Genomic DNA, 15,976 nt, shown 5'->3' on the forward strand with positions numbered 1-15,976 from the left:
TAGTGTTCGCCATTGGCATAGCGTAGCCATATTATATTTGCCCAACACTTTTCAAATATCCTCTAAGATATCTTTAAATAAATGGTTGTAAATTTCACCTATACTGAGTCCATTCACATAAAAAAGTTGGATACTAACTTGTTTAACTTTAGATGGATCAGTAAAAGCAACTTTTATAAACTTTAAAGCTAAAAAATATTAGAAATAGTAACATCCAACTTTTTAATCTCTTTCTTTAATTACATTTTATGAATGCTTTATTAGGAAAATATGTTCCAGCAAATTACAATAGATAAATCACATTTAGTCAAATTAAATCTTCAAAAATGTATTTTATTACTATTATATTTTATATTAGGAATAATGTTATTTTATTTAGCTCATTCCCAGATCAAAGCTTCTAACCAACCTATAAAAGTTGGTATTCTCCATTCTCTTAGTGGCACAATGGCAATTAGTGAAAAATCCGTTGTTGATGCTACCTTCTTGGCAATTGAAGAAATCAACAACAAAAATGGAATTCTTGGTAGAAAAATTCAGCCAATTATAGTTGATGGTAAATCAGATGATCATACATTTGCTCAAGAAGCCGAAAAATTAATTACTCAAGAAAAAGTTGTCACTATCTTTGGTTGCTGGACTTCTTCTAGTCGAAAAACTGTTAAGCCTATATTTGAAAAATATAATCATCTACTAATTTATCCAGTACAGTATGAGGGTTTAGAGGAGTCACCGAATATAGTTTACACAGGTGCTGCACCCAATCAACAAATTATTCCTGCCGTCAAATGGTCTTTTGATAATTTAGGTAAACGGTTTTTTCTAGTAGGTTCAGATTATATTTTTCCGCGCACAGCCAACGCTATTATCAAAGACCAAGTCACAGCATTAGGAGGAAAAATTTTAGGGGAAGAATATATAATTTTGGGTAGCAATAATGTGGAAATAGCAGTGCAAAGAATTTTGAAAACCCAGCCAGATGTGATCTTAAACACAATCAATGGTGATAGTAATATTGCCTTTTTTAAAGCTTTAAGAAAATCTGGAATTACTTCCGATAAAATTCCTACTATTTCTTTTAGTATTGCTGAAGAGGAATTAAATTATTTGCCGAGAGAATATGTCGTAAGTGATTATGCAGTCTGGAATTATTTTCAGAGTATTAATGATAACATTAATAATAACTTTATTCAAAATTTTAAAACTAAATATGGTAAATATAGAGTTACATCCGATCCCATTGAAGCAGGCTATTTTGGAGTTTATTTATGGGCGCAGGCTGTTACAGATGCAGGTAAAGACGAAGTAAATCTTATTAAAGAACATATTAAAGATCAAAGTTTTAAAGCACCGGAAGGTATTGTATATATAGATTCAGAGAATCAACATACCTGGAAAACCGTCAGAGTTGGTAAAATAAAAGCAGATGGACAATTTAAAATTGTGTGGAACTCAGATAAGCCAATTCGTCCTTTACCCTATCCTCTTTCCCGTTCCAAAGCAGATTGGGAGATGTTTGTAAATTCTCTCTATAAGACTTGGAATAACAACTGGGCTAATCCCAATTAAAAACACCTGAACCAAGGAGATGCTAAACTTGAAAAAAAGCAAAATAGTCAACAAACTATTATTATGGTTTTTATTAATTGCCTTAGTACCTCTAACAAGTGTTACCTGTTTAGCATATTATATCGTCCAAAAATCTCAAGAGAAAGAAGTAAATAATAATCTTAGTTATATTGCTGAAGCTAAAGCTAAGAGATTAGATAATTATATCAATGAACGTAAAAATAATGCCGCAGCTATTGCTCAAATACCAAGCATCGTTGATGCTATAGAAGCGTATCAAAAAACCTTTGAACAATCAGGAATTGACGCACTAGCATCTTGGCAGATAGATGAAAAATATCGCCCATTTATAGCTAAATATTTAGAAATATTTGATTATTCTGACATAATTTTGATATCACAATCTGGTGATAATATTTTTTCCATAAAACGTGGTCAATCATATGGTAAAAACTATTATGATCAGGATTTTAAGAATTCAGAACTAGCAAAAGTATTTGACCGCGCTAAAACATTGATGCAAGTAGAAGTTTCTAATTTTGGATATTATGAAACTATCAATGAACCAGCTGCTTTTATTGCTGCTCCAGTGTTTAAAAACAATTTGATTATTGGTGTGGTAGTCTTACAATTGAATAATCAAGAATTTAATAAAGTAGTAAACGATTACACCGGTTTGGGTAATACTGGCGAAACAATTGTCGGTTCAGTAGTAGGAAAACAAATAATCTTTACTTCTGCAACCAGACATGATCCAAATGCAGCTTTTCAAAGAACTGTTAAGATTAGTAAAAAGAAATTAAACCCACTAGATCAAGCAGTACATGGAATTAAAGGTACAGGTATTACGATTGACTATCGCTACCAAGAAACTATTGCGGCTTGGAGGTACTTACCTTCTTTAAATAGTGGGTTGCTCGTGAAAATAGATACATCAGAAGCCTTTGCAACTTTAATAACTCTAAGAAATATTGTGATTTTTTTAGGAATAATTACAATTGTTTTAGTTAATTTTGCCGCTTTTATAGTTGCCAAATCAATTTCTAAACCAGTTGTGGAACTCACTCAAATTGTTCACGAATTGGCACAAGGGAATCTACATAAAAAAGTACCAGTTCTCACCAATGACGAAATTGGTCAATTGGCGCAATCATTTAATCGTATGACTGAAAAGCTAGAAGCATCTTTTAAAACTATTCAACAACGAGAACAAGAAGTAGCAACTGCTAAAGAAAAACTAGAAGTTGTTTTAGAGCAATTACAGCAGGAGGCACAACAACTCGCTTCTCAATTGGTGCAAAGTGAAAAGATGTCTAGTTTAGGTCAGTTAGTAGCAGGTGTAGCGCATGAAATTAATAACCCAGTTAACTTTATTTATGGTAATATTAATCCTGCTCATGAATACATTGCAGATTTATTGAGGCTGATACAGCTTTATCAAGTCTACTATCCCCAACCAGTCCCAGAAATTCAAGATGAAATAGAAGCAATTGATTTGAGTTTCTTAATTACAGATTTGCCTAAATTATTAAATTCAATGAAAGTTGGTACTCAAAGAATTAAAGAAATTGTTATATCTCTGCGAAATTTTTCTCGCTTGGATGAAGCAGAGATGAAAACAGTAAATATTCATGATGGTTTAGATAGTACGCTGATGATTTTGCAAAATCGGTTCAAAGCCACATCTAACCGTCCTGCAATTGAACTGATTAAAGAGTACGATAACTTACCTTTAGTAGAGTGCTACGCTGGACAACTCAACCAGGTATTTATGAATATTCTCGTGAATGCGGTTGATGCTTTAGAAGAGTCTATTTTCAATCCAGAATTTGCATTGATTAACCCACAGATTCGCATTTATACTAAACTCACGGAGGATAAAAAAGTAATTATTCGCATAGCCGATAATGGAACTGGCATTCCTGAAAACGTATACAACCGAGTCTTTGACCCTTTTTTCACTACCAAACCAGTAGGTAAAGGTACAGGTTTAGGTTTATCTATTAGTTATCAAATTATTACTGAGAAACATCTAGGCAACTTGGAGTGTATTTCCTCTCCTGGAAAAGGTACAGAGTTTATAATTACAATTCCCTTACATCAATTCTGAGTCTTTATGTAAAGAAAATTGGCGTTGCATAATTGCGGGATGATTTGAGAATCTGCATCAATATATAATCACCGCGTCTCCGTGTCCCCGCGTCAGCCTCAATCATCCCCTTATTCCAATACTGTTCGGTTAAGGAAAAAGAGGGGGTAGGATCAAGAGAAAATAGTTCGCGTAACTATTGCGATAACTACGCCCGATTTTAGGAAACCTCGCTATATTGCGACACTTATTATTAAAGTCCTGAACAAACCTTTCCCCCGCATCAATATTACGTTGGAGAAAATAATCTAAAATATCTTCTAAATCCTTAGTTGCCTCTACAGATAAAACATATTCCATTATTTTTGATTCTCACGCGCCTGTCTAATTTTTTCATGTAATCTGGCCATAACAACATCACCATCAATCACCTCACCTTGTTCAACTTGGGCAAGACCTACAGCCAGCTTTTCGCGTGTTTCCTGTTCCCATTCCTGATATCCCTTCTCCCACTCCGATAATAATTTAAGTGCTTTAGTTATCACTTCATCAGCATTAGTGTAGTGACCTGTAGCAATATAAGCCTGTATCAATTCCTGAGTTTCTGGTTTAACTTGAATATTCATGATGTATTTTCCAGTTAATTAATAGCCATCCAAAAATGCTAACAATTATGGCTCACGCTGCAATATCACATTTTCGCCTGTACCTGTTCTAACAATAAAATAAATCTAATTTAAAAACCAATAACAGAAACTGCCTTGCGTCGCTGCTCCGGGGATACCTCCAAATATCGTTGTAAAGTCCCCAAATCATTATGTCCACTAATTTCTTGAATATGCCGCAGAGGTATGCCCGCACTAGACATTTGATTTAATGCAGTCCTCCTAAAAGAATGAGTTGAAACTCCTTCCAGTCCAACTCGTTTAGCAGCTTCGCGGAGAATCTTATCAGCGCCATATCGCGTTAACCTTTCAGTCACACCACGCTTACCGGGGAACATAGGACCAGGCTTAGGGGTGTATGCGTCTAAAAATTCTGCCAAACCATTTTGGATATCAACCACGCGAGTTTTCAACTTCCCTTTAGTGGTAGACTTACGGAAGGTAAGAGTACCGCTTTTGATATCAGTCGTCTGAAGTCCAGTTTTCGTTGACTACATGGGCGGAAGGGTTGCGATATCGTGCTGGCGGACAACAGATAAAGCTGCTTTTTTCTTCAACTTATCATTCAGCCAACGCAAAAATCAGGCTTTTGGGCTTTTTCATAATCTTTGCTTATAATAGTAACTTTGTTTTAATTCTATACTTTTTTCTACACCCCAGTCCATACCGTTGCCCATGATAATAGTCTCGAATTGATTTGGACTGAATTGAAAATTTTTACGGTTCTAGGGCATCCGCCGAGGTACGTGCAAATCTCACTTTGGAACATTGTTTTCTAGGTGACCTACTTAAACCCTGGTACGCAGCCGCTAGTAGATGTATTCAGCAGGCACAGTTATGGCAAGCGTGACAAGAAAAAGCACCAGATGGAGGATTATTAGCCGCACTGGGTTTATTGTGCAAATAGTTCATGTCTCTGTTGCTATCCCTAACACTTGCCCAACAGCAGTTGTTAAAGCCTCTGGTTCTACTGGTTTGGATATATGCATTTGAAACCCCGCCACCAAAGCCTGTTGTTGCTCAAATTCTTCAGTATATGCACTCAAGGCGATCGCTGGAATTTGTCCCCCTTGTTCAGGTGGCCAGGTTCTAATTTCTCTGACCAGTTCATAGCCATCCATCTGTGGCATCCCAATATCACTAATCAAAACATTGGGTTTTAACTGTGGTATTGCTTGCAGTCCGCTTAACCCATCGGATACTGCTGTAACTTCTGCTCCGCACTGTTTCAGTACAAAGGCAAGCAAGTCTAGTGAATCAGTATCATCATCTACAACCAATATTTTAATGCCACTCAAGTTAAAAGATACATTAGTCGGCTTGCTCTGGCAAGTGTCAGCAAAGTTGCCATCAGCAGCCAATAGCGGTAGTCTGACAGTAAAGGTTGCACCGTGGCCAAGACCAGAACTTTCTGCTTGAACAGTGCCGTTGTGTAATTCAACTAAGTTACGAACAATTGCCAGTCCCAACCCTAACCCGTTAAATTTTCTGGTAATCGTGCTATCCTCTTGTCTAAAATATTCAAATATTCGTGGCAAAAATTCTGGACTAATACCTTTACCTGTATCGCTAACTGTGATTTGAGCATAAGCAGGATAATGGGTAGAAGAAATTGAATTCTGCTCTGTTGATGGTTGTTCAGTTTCTATGACTTTTGACAGTTTAACTATCACTCTCCCTCTATCCGGCGTAAACTTAATAGCATTGGACAAGAGATGGTAAATTAGCTGCTGTAAACGAGTTGAATCACCGCTAACTTGCCCTACATTGGGGTCAATATCAGTAATTAGCTGAATTGACTTCATTGCAGCAGACTGGCTGACTTTTTCTATAGCAGTAGAGATGACAGAACTCAAATTTACTGGACAAATATTCAGCCTAATTTTCCTGTGGAGAATGCGGGAGAAATCTAGCAAATCTTCAATCAATTTCACTTGAGCTTGTGTATTGCGCTCAATAATTTTTAATGCTTCTGTTGTCTGTTTTGCATTTAACTTTCCGCTCATCAGCAGTTTAGTCCACCCCAAAATCGGACTAAGTGGAGTACGAAGCTCGTGAGAAATAATGGCGAGAAAATCATCTCTGAGGCGGTTAACTCTCTCTGCTTCTGCCCTTGCAACTTGTTCTCGTTGCCGCAAAAGTTGTTTTTCCACTTCCGCTTGCTTGCGGTCAGTAATGTCTTCAGCTATACCTAATACTCGATAAAGTTCTCCAGATTGGTCTTTAATTGGAAATTTCCGATCTCGTATCCACCGCATCTCGCCATCGGGATGAATAATTCGATACTCTTGGTCATAACCACCTATATGCGCTTGCTCACAGAAGATAGTTCGCACCTGCTCACGGTCTTCTGTATGAATTGCTTCTAGCCAATCATAAAAATTGGCATATAACAGAGAACAGGAGCGTCCCCAAATGCGTTCATAAGTAGGACTAACGTAAATGAGTTGATTATTCGTGATATCTGACATCCAAAATACTGCATCAGTAATGTTCTCTGCAAATTGACTCAACATATCACTAGCACGACAAGTATCAGTCTTACCATCAGCGTTTGTTATCAGCTTCTCCTCTAATACTTCTACTTTTGAAGCATGACTACATCCCATTGACATATATCTTCTAAAACACACCGTATCAAGATTAAGGTATCAGCGTTATCATCAATCACTAAAATTCTTTTCTTAACATCTTTATTAAGAACACAAGATTGTAACTGACTTTCCATTGACTTTTTAACCTCAGATATTTTAACTGTAAACAAAAGTTTTAAAGATTTTTTGAAGATGATAATTTTTTCCTTCTCGATTATCTTTTCAGCATTAAGGCTATACATAGAGCAGTATGCAGTTGAATCAGGTACAAAATTGTCCGGGAAGTCCATACCATAAAAGACTTTCAACTCCGTTTCCTGTTTCCTGCTTAGAGCATTATTTCCATTGCAGAAGCTCTGTTATTTGTTCCACCAATTTCAAAGGATCAAATGGTTTGCTAATTACCCCTTTCACCCCTAAGTTATGAAAAAGTTTTAAGTCGGAATTTTGTACTTTAGCAGTCATCAAAATTACTGGAATTTCTTGAGTATTGGGTTCACTTTTTAAATAATTAAATAAAGTTAAACCATCCATATCCGGCATCATTACATCTAAAATTATGGCATCTGGTTTTTCAGTTTGAGCTAAAGTTATACCTTCATGGGGACTCTGAGTAGTTAATGTTTCCCAAGTTCCAAATTCTTCTAGGCAAGTTGAAATTATAAAACTAATGTCATATTCATCTTCTATGACTAAAATACGTTTTTTGTTCATTTGTATATCCTCTGTTGATAATTTTGTGTCAACTTCAAGTACCGATTTAAAAAAGACAACAAAGTATTCTATTCTCTTGAATATGAAAAGAAAAATTAAAGATTTTATGAAGATTGCAAAAATGATAAAAAACTTAACCTTTTTACTATTCTCCGTATAGACAGATATTTTAGTTACTGAATTTTAGATAAGGGACTTCCAGGAAATAAATTATCCAATCTTGTGGGATGGGCTTCTAGCCCGTCCGGGTTTAAGGGCAGGCTTTTCGTCCTACCCCACAAGAATTAATTGAATATTTTTTTATTTGGAAGTCCCTAACACTGATAAATAGCAAAATTTTCATAATTCGCTATAGAATCTCTATTTTTGAACCTAAAAGCCAAGTTTTTAGTTGATTAATCCTTAATCAATGCACTTCCTGTTTACTTAGATAAAATATCAACCCAAATCCAATAAAACAGACCAAAGAATATTGTCTAATATAGACTTATTCATCTTCTTAAACATTAATCGTTTTGCTATTGAACAGAGAATACACATTTCTCCTAAATTTTCTCAAAAATAACCCATATAACCACAAAAGTTATGAAAATATTATTAGTAGAAGATGACAGCATCACCCGTGAAACAATAGCTAACTTTCTCACTGCTCATGAATACCAAGTTAGTTTAGCTACTGATGGAGAAATGGCGTTAGAATTGCAAGAACAGTGTGAGTATGACTTAATAATATTAGATATTCTCCTGCCTAAATTAGACGGCATTAGTATATGTAAACAATGGCGACATCAAGGCTGTCAGACTCCTATTTTGCTAATTACTGTTAAAAATCAAGTTACAGAAAGAATTATTGGACTAGAAGCAGGAGCAGATGATTACGTTACTAAACCTTTTGATTTAGAAGAATTACTAGCAAGAATTCATGCTTTACTACGCCGCAGTAAATCTTTTATTCCCCAGGAAATAAATTGGGACGGTATTCACTTTGATTCAGCTAGTGGAAGAGTATATTCTGGTAATCAATCTATACATCTGACACCCAAAGAATACTGTTTATTAGAATTATTTCTACTTAACCCCAAACGAATATTTAGCCGTCAAGCCATTTTAGATAGACTTTGGGATTTTGCCGAAATTCCCGGTGAAGGGACTGTAAGCACCCATATTAAGAGTTTGCGCCAAAAATTAAAAGCAGTGGGAGCAGAAGATCCAATTGAAACTGTATATGGTCTGGGATATCGCTTAAAAACTCTCAGTGATTCTGATCAATTCTCACCTTCTACCCAGTTAAATACTGCGAGTGTACAAACAAATACTCAAGAGAACGCCCAAATCATTACATCAAGAGTATGGGCTAAATTTCAAAATCATTACGTAGAGGAAACAAATAAATTATCACAAATTACAACTACTTTATCAACAGCACAACCAGATATAGGACTACAAAATCAAGCTGAACAAATGGCTCATAAATTAGCTGGAACTTTGGGAAGTTTGGGTTTTATCAACATATCCGAACAAGCAAAACAATTAGATACATTATTGCAACAGCAAGTTTTGAATCCTGATGACATCCAGCAAGCGATCGCACTCAGCAAAGCTATACAACAAGCAGTTAGCAAAGTTTCAACTGTTCTAGAACCAAAAACACAAGCGAATACTGAATTTATAGCCTATTCACCATTATTGTTAATTGTAGACGAGGATCTGATGTTGGCGGAGCAAATTCGGATTCAGGTAATGAGTACCACTAGACAGGCTAACATGAATACATGGAAATGGCGGGTCGAAATTGCCACAGATATAAACGTAGCCCGGAAAATGATTACTCAAACCCCACCTGATCTAATTTTATTAGATTTAAACATTTCTGGTAGGGGTGAAGATGGTCGAACTCTCATGCAAGAATTATCAACTCATACACCAAAAATTCCCGTAGTTGCTTTTACAGCCAAAGATACTCTCACAGATAGAGTAGATTTTACTCGTTGGGGTGGATGTTTCTTTGTGAATAAAAACTTACCTATATCAACAGTATTACAAGCTGTAAATACTCTAATTCAACCACTATTCCAAAATCACAAATATCGGGTTTTAATTTTAGATAATAACCACAAATTTTTTCACCAACTGTCTAATCTATTAACCAGCTATAAAATTGAAGTATTCATCTGTACTGATACTCAAAATTTTCTGCAATTATTAAATCGCAATCAGCCAAATTTAGTAATTTTAAATCAACAAATGCCTGGATTTAGTGGCATAGATTTGTGCCGAGTTGTACGAACAGACCCTCAATGGCATAATCTACCAGTGATATTTATCTCAACTAATAGTAAACCTGAGATAATTTCTCAAGCTTATGCCGCAGGTGCAGATGATTATTTTAGTAAATCCATGAATAAGAACGAAATAGCTATAAGAATTTGGCAACGACTACAAAAATGTTAATTGTAAGGTAAGAATTCAGGAGTCATTTTAAGACAAATTATTAATTTTTAGTCAAATTTACCAACCGAATAAGTCAGCTAATAAATTAATAAGATTCATAGGGTTAAAGGGTTTAGTTAACAAACCTACAACCCGTAATTGAGAAAGTTGCTTTTTGTCTTCAGGCTGCACTTTCGCAGTCAGAAATGCGACCGGAATATCTTGAGTAAGAGGATTTGCTTGCAATTTTTTTAGTACCTCAACGCCACTCATGTGTGGCATGGAAACATCTAATAAGATACCATCTGGTTTTTCAACTTCAGCTAAAAGCAATCCTTCTTCACCTGAACTAGCTAATAAAACTTTCCATCCGGCAATATCTTCTAAGCACCCCTGAATTACAGCTTGAATTGCCTTTTCATCATCAATAACCAGCACCCGTTTTGTAGACATAACTTCTCAAGTATCCTCATTATGATTTTCTCGAAGTGGTAATGTAAAGAAAAATGTACTACCTTGGCCTAATTTGCTCTCTGCCCAAATCTGCCCTTCATGTTGTTGAATAATATTCCGACAAATTGACAAACCCAAACCTGTACCACCTTTTGCTCTGGAATCGCTAGAATCAACTTGCTGAAACCAACCAAAAATAGTTTCTAATTTATCTGCTGGAATTCCTTCTCCTTGGTCTTGTACCTGAAACATTACATAGGGTGGACATAGAACATTGAGTAAAGAATTATTAGTTAAATGAGCAAATATTTGTGCTTGATTTTCCTGGCTATCAACCAAGATATTACTAACAGTAATAGTAGTATAAGGTGCAGAAAACTTGATGGCATTACTCAACAGATTTGTTAAAGTTTGAATAATAGCGTCAGGATTAACCCAAATTTTGATTGAGACAGGATTTATATTGAAATTTATGTGATTTTTTTCTGCTTCTGGTTGCATTAGATTGACAGAATCTATAATTAATTCAGCTGCATCACAGCTTTGTTTTACAAGAATTGTATTACCAGACTCCAATTTCTGTAACGCTAGAATATCATTCACTAACCTAACTAAACGCGCTGTTTGAGCAGCAGCAATATTAATCATTTGGCTACGCTTATCAGGATTGTTATCATAAACTTTACCTGCTAATAATCCTAAAGCACCATTTATTGCTGTTAATGGAGTACGCAATTCATGACTAGCAATAGAGATAAAATCTTTTTTCATTTGCTCGACTGCACGAATTTCGGTTATATCTTCGACAATTCCGATATAACCACTCATTTTCTCCTGTTCTATAAACATTGGGGCTAAATGAATTCGTGCATAATGGATTTGATTATCTTGATGAAAATATCTCACTTCATGACAAAAATCTAATTCACAAAAATCTGTCGGTGAATTATTTAAAATCATCAACCATTCTTTTAATATCTTCTCTCGGTCATCAGCATGGATAAAATCTAACCAATTTTGTCCTGTCATTTCTGCTATAGTTAGTCCAGAAAAATTTTGATAATAAGGATTAACATAAATAATTTTTCCCTCTTTATCAGTCAAAAATACACCTATAGGTAAACATTCCGTGAGTGAGCGAAACTTGATTTCACTGTTCTTTAAGTCTGTTTCTTTTTGCTTTTGTTGGGTAATATCATTATTCATTTCTAGGATTTTAACAGGTTTACCAGACTCGTCTTTTTGTAGTACCCAACGACTGGAAACCGTTACAGAAGTGCCATTTTTATCACTATGAATTAACTCTCCTTCCCAATATCCTGATTTTAGAACTTGAGCTTTAATTTCAGATAATGGCTGCGGAAAGTGGGTTTTAAAAAGTTTGTGAGATACTTTTCCTATAGCTTCGGCTTTTGTCCAACCATACATCTTCTCTCCTCCTTTATTCCAAAAGGTAATAACTGAGGAATTGATATCTTTGGTCAAGATTGTATCATGAGCCAAATCCAAAAGTTGAGATTGTTCCAAAAGCTTTTGTTGCTTTTTCTCTATCTCATCTAAGCTAATCAGTAGATGTTTATTGAGTTCAGTTAGTTCAGCAGTGCGTTGTGCAACTCGTATTTCTAATTCCAACTTGGCCTGGTGTATTTCTGCTTCTTGGCGTTTGCGTTCTGTAATATCTGTAAGGTTGACAATTGCGCCAATAATTTCTCCAATTGAGTTTACTCAAGGACGAGCATTGAGAAATAAATCAAATTGCTGACCGTCAGGACGTTGAAAATAAACTTCTACTCCATTATAAATCTGACCCTGTAAAACTGTACTGATATAAAAGCGATGTTCGACCATTATATCTGGAACATAATTTGGCAGTGATTGGATAATGTTAGTTATAATATTTGGATCTAAATGAGAGAAAAATAAGGATATTAAATTATCAAAATTTTGCCAAAGAGGATTTGTTCCACATAAAGTATTAAAAACTTGACTAGCACGAATAATCTTCCCAGTTTCGTCACAAACTACTATAGATTCACCCACTTGTTCTAAAATTGATCTAGCAAATCTCTCTGAAGCTATAATTTGTTCATTTTGGTGTTTTTCAGTTAAATCAGTCACAATCAAGCAAGTAATCTCATAACTATTAATATTCAAGCTATTGGCATTAATGTAAACAGATATTTCTTGTTGATTAATATTGATGAGCGAGAATTCACCTGCTGCTACCAAATCTTGCTTTTTTATTTTCATCAAAGCTTGAAGTTTATCAACATCTTGCTCTAAAATAAATTCTTGAAATTTAGAACCGATAATCTTTGCTAAAGAAATCTGAACTAAATTAGCAAATGCTTGATTAGCATATAAAATTCCTCCCTCTGATGTGACAATAACTGCTCCTTCAGACATCTGCTCAATTAGCAAACGATAAGTGTAATCTCCACTTTGGAGCGTAAATACTTTCTCACCTTCTGGAGTAGCAATCACAAAAGCGTCAACTCCACCTTGATGTATTGCTTCTAATGTATCTTCAGCTGTTTTTAACCTTGTTTGCAGGACTTGAATTTCTTGTAATAATTCTTCGTTTGCATAATTATCTAAATTCATTTTTTAATTTTCCTTTTCATCTGATATGCAGGAAATTGAGGCGACAAAAGGTATAAGATGATAACAAAGTGATATATCAAAAGATTTTCAAACCTATTCCCTGTTATCGGGTGCAATATTTAAACCTACAAGCACATTGACAGTATTCGATAAATCACCAATTATTTTTTTTACTGGTAGAGGTAATTCTTTCACTAATGTGGGTACAGCGAATACATTTTCTACCAAAACTAAGCCAGGTTGTTGATAAATGTCAATTACTTCCAACTGATACTGACCAGGTAAATGTTCTTCACATATCTGTTTGATATTTTGTAAAGCCCTCAGAGAATTATAATTAGCACCTGCCACATAAAGTCGTAAACAAAAAATTGGGTTTTCTGCTTTTGTAATTAGTTGTTTAAAGTCAGCACTTAAATCTTTTATATCTTCTTGTTCATTTTGAGTATTCATAACTTATTCCCCCCAAATGATGAATATCATATAAAAATCGGGTGTGGTTTCTAATCTAGCCCTGTAGTGTCAGCCATAATTACTAAATAATTACTAATTTATAACTGGCTTGATTTCTAAACCGACTAATACTTTTTCTTTGTCAGATAAATCACCAATAATTTGCTTGAGAGGAACCGGTAGCTGACGGATTAAAGTGGGAATAGCAAATATGTTATATTCTCGTGCTAGATGAGGATGTTGCAGTAGATCCACCACTTCAATTTGATATTTACCATAAAGATTTTGCTCACATATTTTTGTTAAATTGGCAAATGCAGCCACAGATTTTGGTGTTTGTCCAGCTACATATAGCCGTAACTTCCATATCCTTGATTCGTTTACTGTATTGTGTTCTTGCATAAAAGAATTTCCTGAGATTTTTTATGATGACAGTGGAGGAAGAATCTCATACTCATCTTCGCTCTTAAAATTAAATAATTTAGGTTTTGCTGAGAAAGTATTTCCGTTAGGGGATAGGAGTCGGGAGGAAGTAGGAATTTTTGAGCAAATGTGAGTATTTATTAGCTAATGTTAATTAGCCCCAGAATAGAGTCAAATTTTTTCTGTAACAAAAGGGAAAAAACGAGCTAATCGGCTTTTCTTAATTGAGCTAGTTTTTGGCTATATTGCCTTAAATTCTGACTATTAATAGTGTCTTGTTCTATAAGAATGCGAAATTCTTCCTGTTCTGCTGCTAATTCTGCCTGTAATGCAGAAATCTGCGTGGAAACTAACTTTTCTTTGTATTCTAATTCTCGTCTTGTTTGCTCTAATAATCGTTGGCGTTGATTGGCTGCTAATTGTTCTTGTGCTTCTTGAATAATTCTAGCACTACCAGTTAAAACATTTCCTTGCCCTAAAGATACATCTAGCAGTTCCACACCTTGTTTAGTTATTAAAAATTCTCGTACTTGGTTAGAGTGTTCCATACCGCGAGATTTGAGAAGATACAAGAGTCGGTTACGTTCTCCGTTGGTTTCTAAAGTGCGTAGGTCAATCCAAGTATCCATGAGGGAGGAAACTCCTATTTCTGTCTGATAAATTTGGCCATTACCTGGATTCAGGTTAGTTAGTAAAACTGTTATTTGTTGCGATTTGAGAAAATCAATCAAACGCATAAAAAACATCTTAGTTTGATTGAGTGTACCGCTTAATATCATGTTACTCATGGGATCTATTACCACGGTAGAAGGTTTAAATTTCTGTATCCAGTGGTGTAAATTCACTAGGTGCATTTCTAACCCATTGGCAGTAGGACGAAATGCCTGAAAATTGAGTAACCCCTGTTGTACATAAGGCTCTAAATCTAAGCCAATTGAGCGCATATTTCTCATAATTTGTTGGGGTGCTTCTTCTAAAGCTATGTACAGACACCTTTCTCTTTGACGACAGGTTTCCACAGCAAAATAGCAAGCTATAGTGCTTTTACCAGTTCCTGCTGTACCTGTAACTAAAATGCTGCTACCCCGGAAGAATCCTTTGCCCCCCAGCATGGTATCTAAACGCGGGATACCAGAGGAAATACGTTCTGTTGTTACCTGATGTTCTAAGCCAACGGAGGTAATAGGTAAGACAGAAATGCCATCATCAGTGATTAAGAAGGGATATTCGTTAGAACCATGTCGTGAACCTCGATATTTAATAATTTGTAGTCGTCGTGTAGCTAGTTCTTCATAAATTCGTTGGTCTAATTTAATTACGCAGTCAGAAACATATTCTTCTAAACCTTGGCGTGTTAGGGTCTTGTCCCCCTGTTCTCCAGTGATAATCGCAGTTAAGCCTTTTTGTTTGAGCCAGTTAAATAAACGACGTAATTCAGTACGGATAACAGCCGCGTTGCTTAAACCGACAAATAAGGTTTCGATAGTATCTAATACTATTCGTTTGGCTTTGATTTCATCTACCATTAGACCGATGCGAAGAAATAAACCTTCTAAATCATAGCTACCTGCTTCGATAATTTCTTGGGGGTCGATCTGGATGTGGTCAATAGCTAATTGTTTGTTAACAATTAACTCTTCTAAATCCCACCCCAAAGAGGTAACATTTTGTATGAGTTCTTCGGGGTTTTCTTCAAAACAAATGAATACTCCTGGTTCTGCATACTCGGTTATACCACGGAGTAAAAATTCTATTCCCATTAAGGTTTTACCGCAGCCAGCAGCACCACAAACTAATGTGGGACGACCTTGAGGTAGTCCACCACCAGTAATTTCGTCTAAGCCTTGAATGCCAGTTGGCGATTTAGGCAAAGATTTTTTATTACTTTTTGTAGGTGTATTTTGTCTAACCATAATCTCTAATTAACTAAGAACAATTTACTAAGCTTTATTTCTATTCATGTTTTCTTTTTGGCTATGGTA

Annotated in this window: 14 protein-coding genes; 3 read left to right on the forward strand and 11 right to left on the reverse strand. The window is 35.4% G+C overall.

Annotation, left to right across the window (positions count from 1 at the left end):
• Positions 1-363: 363 nt before the first annotated feature.
• Positions 364-1,569 carry an urea ABC transporter substrate-binding protein gene (gene urtA, locus ANA7108_RS0112700; protein WP_237741512.1) on the forward strand — a complete coding sequence of 402 codons (1,206 nt, stop codon included), beginning with the start codon at positions 364-366 and terminating at the stop codon, positions 1,567-1,569.
• 19 nt (positions 1,570-1,588) lie between these two features.
• Positions 1,589-3,679: an ATP-binding protein gene (locus tag ANA7108_RS0112705; RefSeq protein ID WP_016951174.1), complete on the forward strand. Its 2,091-nt coding sequence runs from the start codon at positions 1,589-1,591 to the stop codon at positions 3,677-3,679.
• Between the two features lie 129 nt (positions 3,680-3,808).
• On the opposite strand, the gene ANA7108_RS27290 is transcribed toward ANA7108_RS0112705, so the two are convergent.
• The 5 genes from ANA7108_RS27290 to ANA7108_RS0112735 all read right to left on the reverse strand — a co-directional run bounded on the left by ANA7108_RS27290 (position 3,809) and on the right by ANA7108_RS0112735 (position 7,631).
• Positions 3,809-4,018, reverse strand: a complete 210-nt coding sequence (locus ANA7108_RS27290; RefSeq protein ID WP_016951175.1) for a type II toxin-antitoxin system RelE/ParE family toxin — start codon at positions 4,016-4,018, stop codon at positions 3,809-3,811.
• On the reverse strand, positions 4,018-4,284 hold the full coding sequence (locus ANA7108_RS0112715) for a type II toxin-antitoxin system ParD family antitoxin (RefSeq protein ID WP_016951176.1): 267 nt from the start codon (positions 4,282-4,284) through the stop codon (positions 4,018-4,020). The genes ANA7108_RS27290 and ANA7108_RS0112715 overlap by 1 nt, the downstream gene beginning before the upstream one ends.
• A 110-nt stretch (positions 4,285-4,394) precedes the next feature.
• Positions 4,395-4,736 (reverse strand): tyrosine-type recombinase/integrase, encoded by a 342-nt coding sequence (locus tag ANA7108_RS27295; protein ID WP_237741513.1) that lies wholly within the window; start codon positions 4,734-4,736, stop codon positions 4,395-4,397.
• A gap of 495 nt (positions 4,737-5,231) precedes the next feature.
• Positions 5,232-6,938, reverse strand: a complete 1,707-nt coding sequence (locus ANA7108_RS27300; protein WP_084776924.1) for an ATP-binding protein — start codon at positions 6,936-6,938, stop codon at positions 5,232-5,234.
• Positions 6,939-7,253: 315 nt separating this feature from the next.
• Positions 7,254-7,631, reverse strand: coding sequence for a response regulator (locus tag ANA7108_RS0112735; protein ID WP_016951180.1), 378 nt, complete (start codon positions 7,629-7,631; stop codon positions 7,254-7,256).
• Positions 7,632-8,216: 585 nt separating this feature from the next.
• On the opposite strand from ANA7108_RS0112735, the gene ANA7108_RS0112740 reads away from it, so the two are divergent.
• Positions 8,217-10,082: a response regulator gene (locus tag ANA7108_RS0112740; RefSeq protein ID WP_016951181.1), complete on the forward strand. Its 1,866-nt coding sequence runs from the start codon at positions 8,217-8,219 to the stop codon at positions 10,080-10,082.
• Between the two features lie 57 nt (positions 10,083-10,139).
• On the opposite strand, the gene ANA7108_RS0112745 is transcribed toward ANA7108_RS0112740, so the two are convergent.
• The 6 genes from ANA7108_RS0112745 to kaiC form a co-directional block, all read right to left on the reverse strand.
• On the reverse strand, positions 10,140-10,514 hold the full coding sequence (locus tag ANA7108_RS0112745; RefSeq protein ID WP_016951182.1) for a response regulator: 375 nt from the start codon (positions 10,512-10,514) through the stop codon (positions 10,140-10,142).
• A gap of 6 nt (positions 10,515-10,520) precedes the next feature.
• Positions 10,521-12,146 (reverse strand): PAS domain S-box protein, encoded by a 1,626-nt coding sequence (locus tag ANA7108_RS0112750; RefSeq protein WP_016951183.1) that lies wholly within the window; start codon positions 12,144-12,146, stop codon positions 10,521-10,523.
• Between the two features lie 93 nt (positions 12,147-12,239).
• The gene (locus ANA7108_RS0112755; RefSeq protein WP_016951184.1) at positions 12,240-13,118 is read right to left on the reverse strand and encodes a PAS domain S-box protein; all 879 of its coding nucleotides are present in this window, start codon (positions 13,116-13,118) and stop codon (positions 12,240-12,242) included.
• Between the two features lie 93 nt (positions 13,119-13,211).
• Entirely contained in the window at positions 13,212-13,571 is a 360-nt protein-coding gene (locus tag ANA7108_RS0112760) for a circadian clock KaiB family protein (protein WP_016951185.1), read from the reverse strand.
• A gap of 93 nt (positions 13,572-13,664) precedes the next feature.
• A complete protein-coding gene (locus ANA7108_RS0112765) occupies positions 13,665-13,973 on the reverse strand; it encodes a circadian clock KaiB family protein (protein WP_016951186.1) in 309 nt (102 codons plus the stop codon).
• Between the two features lie 227 nt (positions 13,974-14,200).
• Complete coding sequence (gene kaiC, locus ANA7108_RS0112770; protein ID WP_016951187.1) at positions 14,201-15,907, reverse strand: circadian clock protein KaiC; 1,707 nt, start codon at positions 15,905-15,907, stop codon at positions 14,201-14,203.
• Between the last annotated feature and the right edge of the window lie 69 nt (positions 15,908-15,976).

It is taken from the genome of Anabaena sp. PCC 7108 (genome assembly GCF_000332135.1).
Taxonomy (GTDB): Bacteria; Cyanobacteriota; Cyanobacteriia; order Cyanobacteriales; family Nostocaceae; genus Anabaena.

Coding starts and splice junctions, on each gene's coding strand:
- ANA7108_RS0112740 (WP_016951181.1), top strand. CDS start 8,217: ATGAAAATATTATTAGTAGAAGATGACAGCATCACCCGTGAAACAATA.
- ANA7108_RS0112765 (WP_016951186.1), bottom strand. CDS start 13,973: ATGCAAGAACACAATACAGTAAACGAATCAAGGATATGGAAGTTACGG.
- ANA7108_RS0112735 (WP_016951180.1), bottom strand. CDS start 7,631: ATGAACAAAAAACGTATTTTAGTCATAGAAGATGAATATGACATTAGT.
- ANA7108_RS0112745 (WP_016951182.1), bottom strand. CDS start 10,514: ATGTCTACAAAACGGGTGCTGGTTATTGATGATGAAAAGGCAATTCAA.
- kaiC (WP_016951187.1), bottom strand. CDS start 15,907: ATGGTTAGACAAAATACACCTACAAAAAGTAATAAAAAATCTTTGCCT.
- ANA7108_RS0112760 (WP_016951185.1), bottom strand. CDS start 13,571: ATGAATACTCAAAATGAACAAGAAGATATAAAAGATTTAAGTGCTGAC.
- ANA7108_RS0112755 (WP_016951184.1), bottom strand. CDS start 13,118: ATGAATTTAGATAATTATGCAAACGAAGAATTATTACAAGAAATTCAA.
- ANA7108_RS27300 (WP_084776924.1), bottom strand. CDS start 6,938: ATGTCAATGGGATGTAGTCATGCTTCAAAAGTAGAAGTATTAGAGGAG.
- ANA7108_RS0112715 (WP_016951176.1), bottom strand. CDS start 4,284: ATGAATATTCAAGTTAAACCAGAAACTCAGGAATTGATACAGGCTTAT.
- ANA7108_RS27290 (WP_016951175.1), bottom strand. CDS start 4,018: ATGGAATATGTTTTATCTGTAGAGGCAACTAAGGATTTAGAAGATATT.
- urtA (WP_237741512.1), top strand. CDS start 364: ATGTTATTTTATTTAGCTCATTCCCAGATCAAAGCTTCTAACCAACCT.
- ANA7108_RS0112705 (WP_016951174.1), top strand. CDS start 1,589: ATGCTAAACTTGAAAAAAAGCAAAATAGTCAACAAACTATTATTATGG.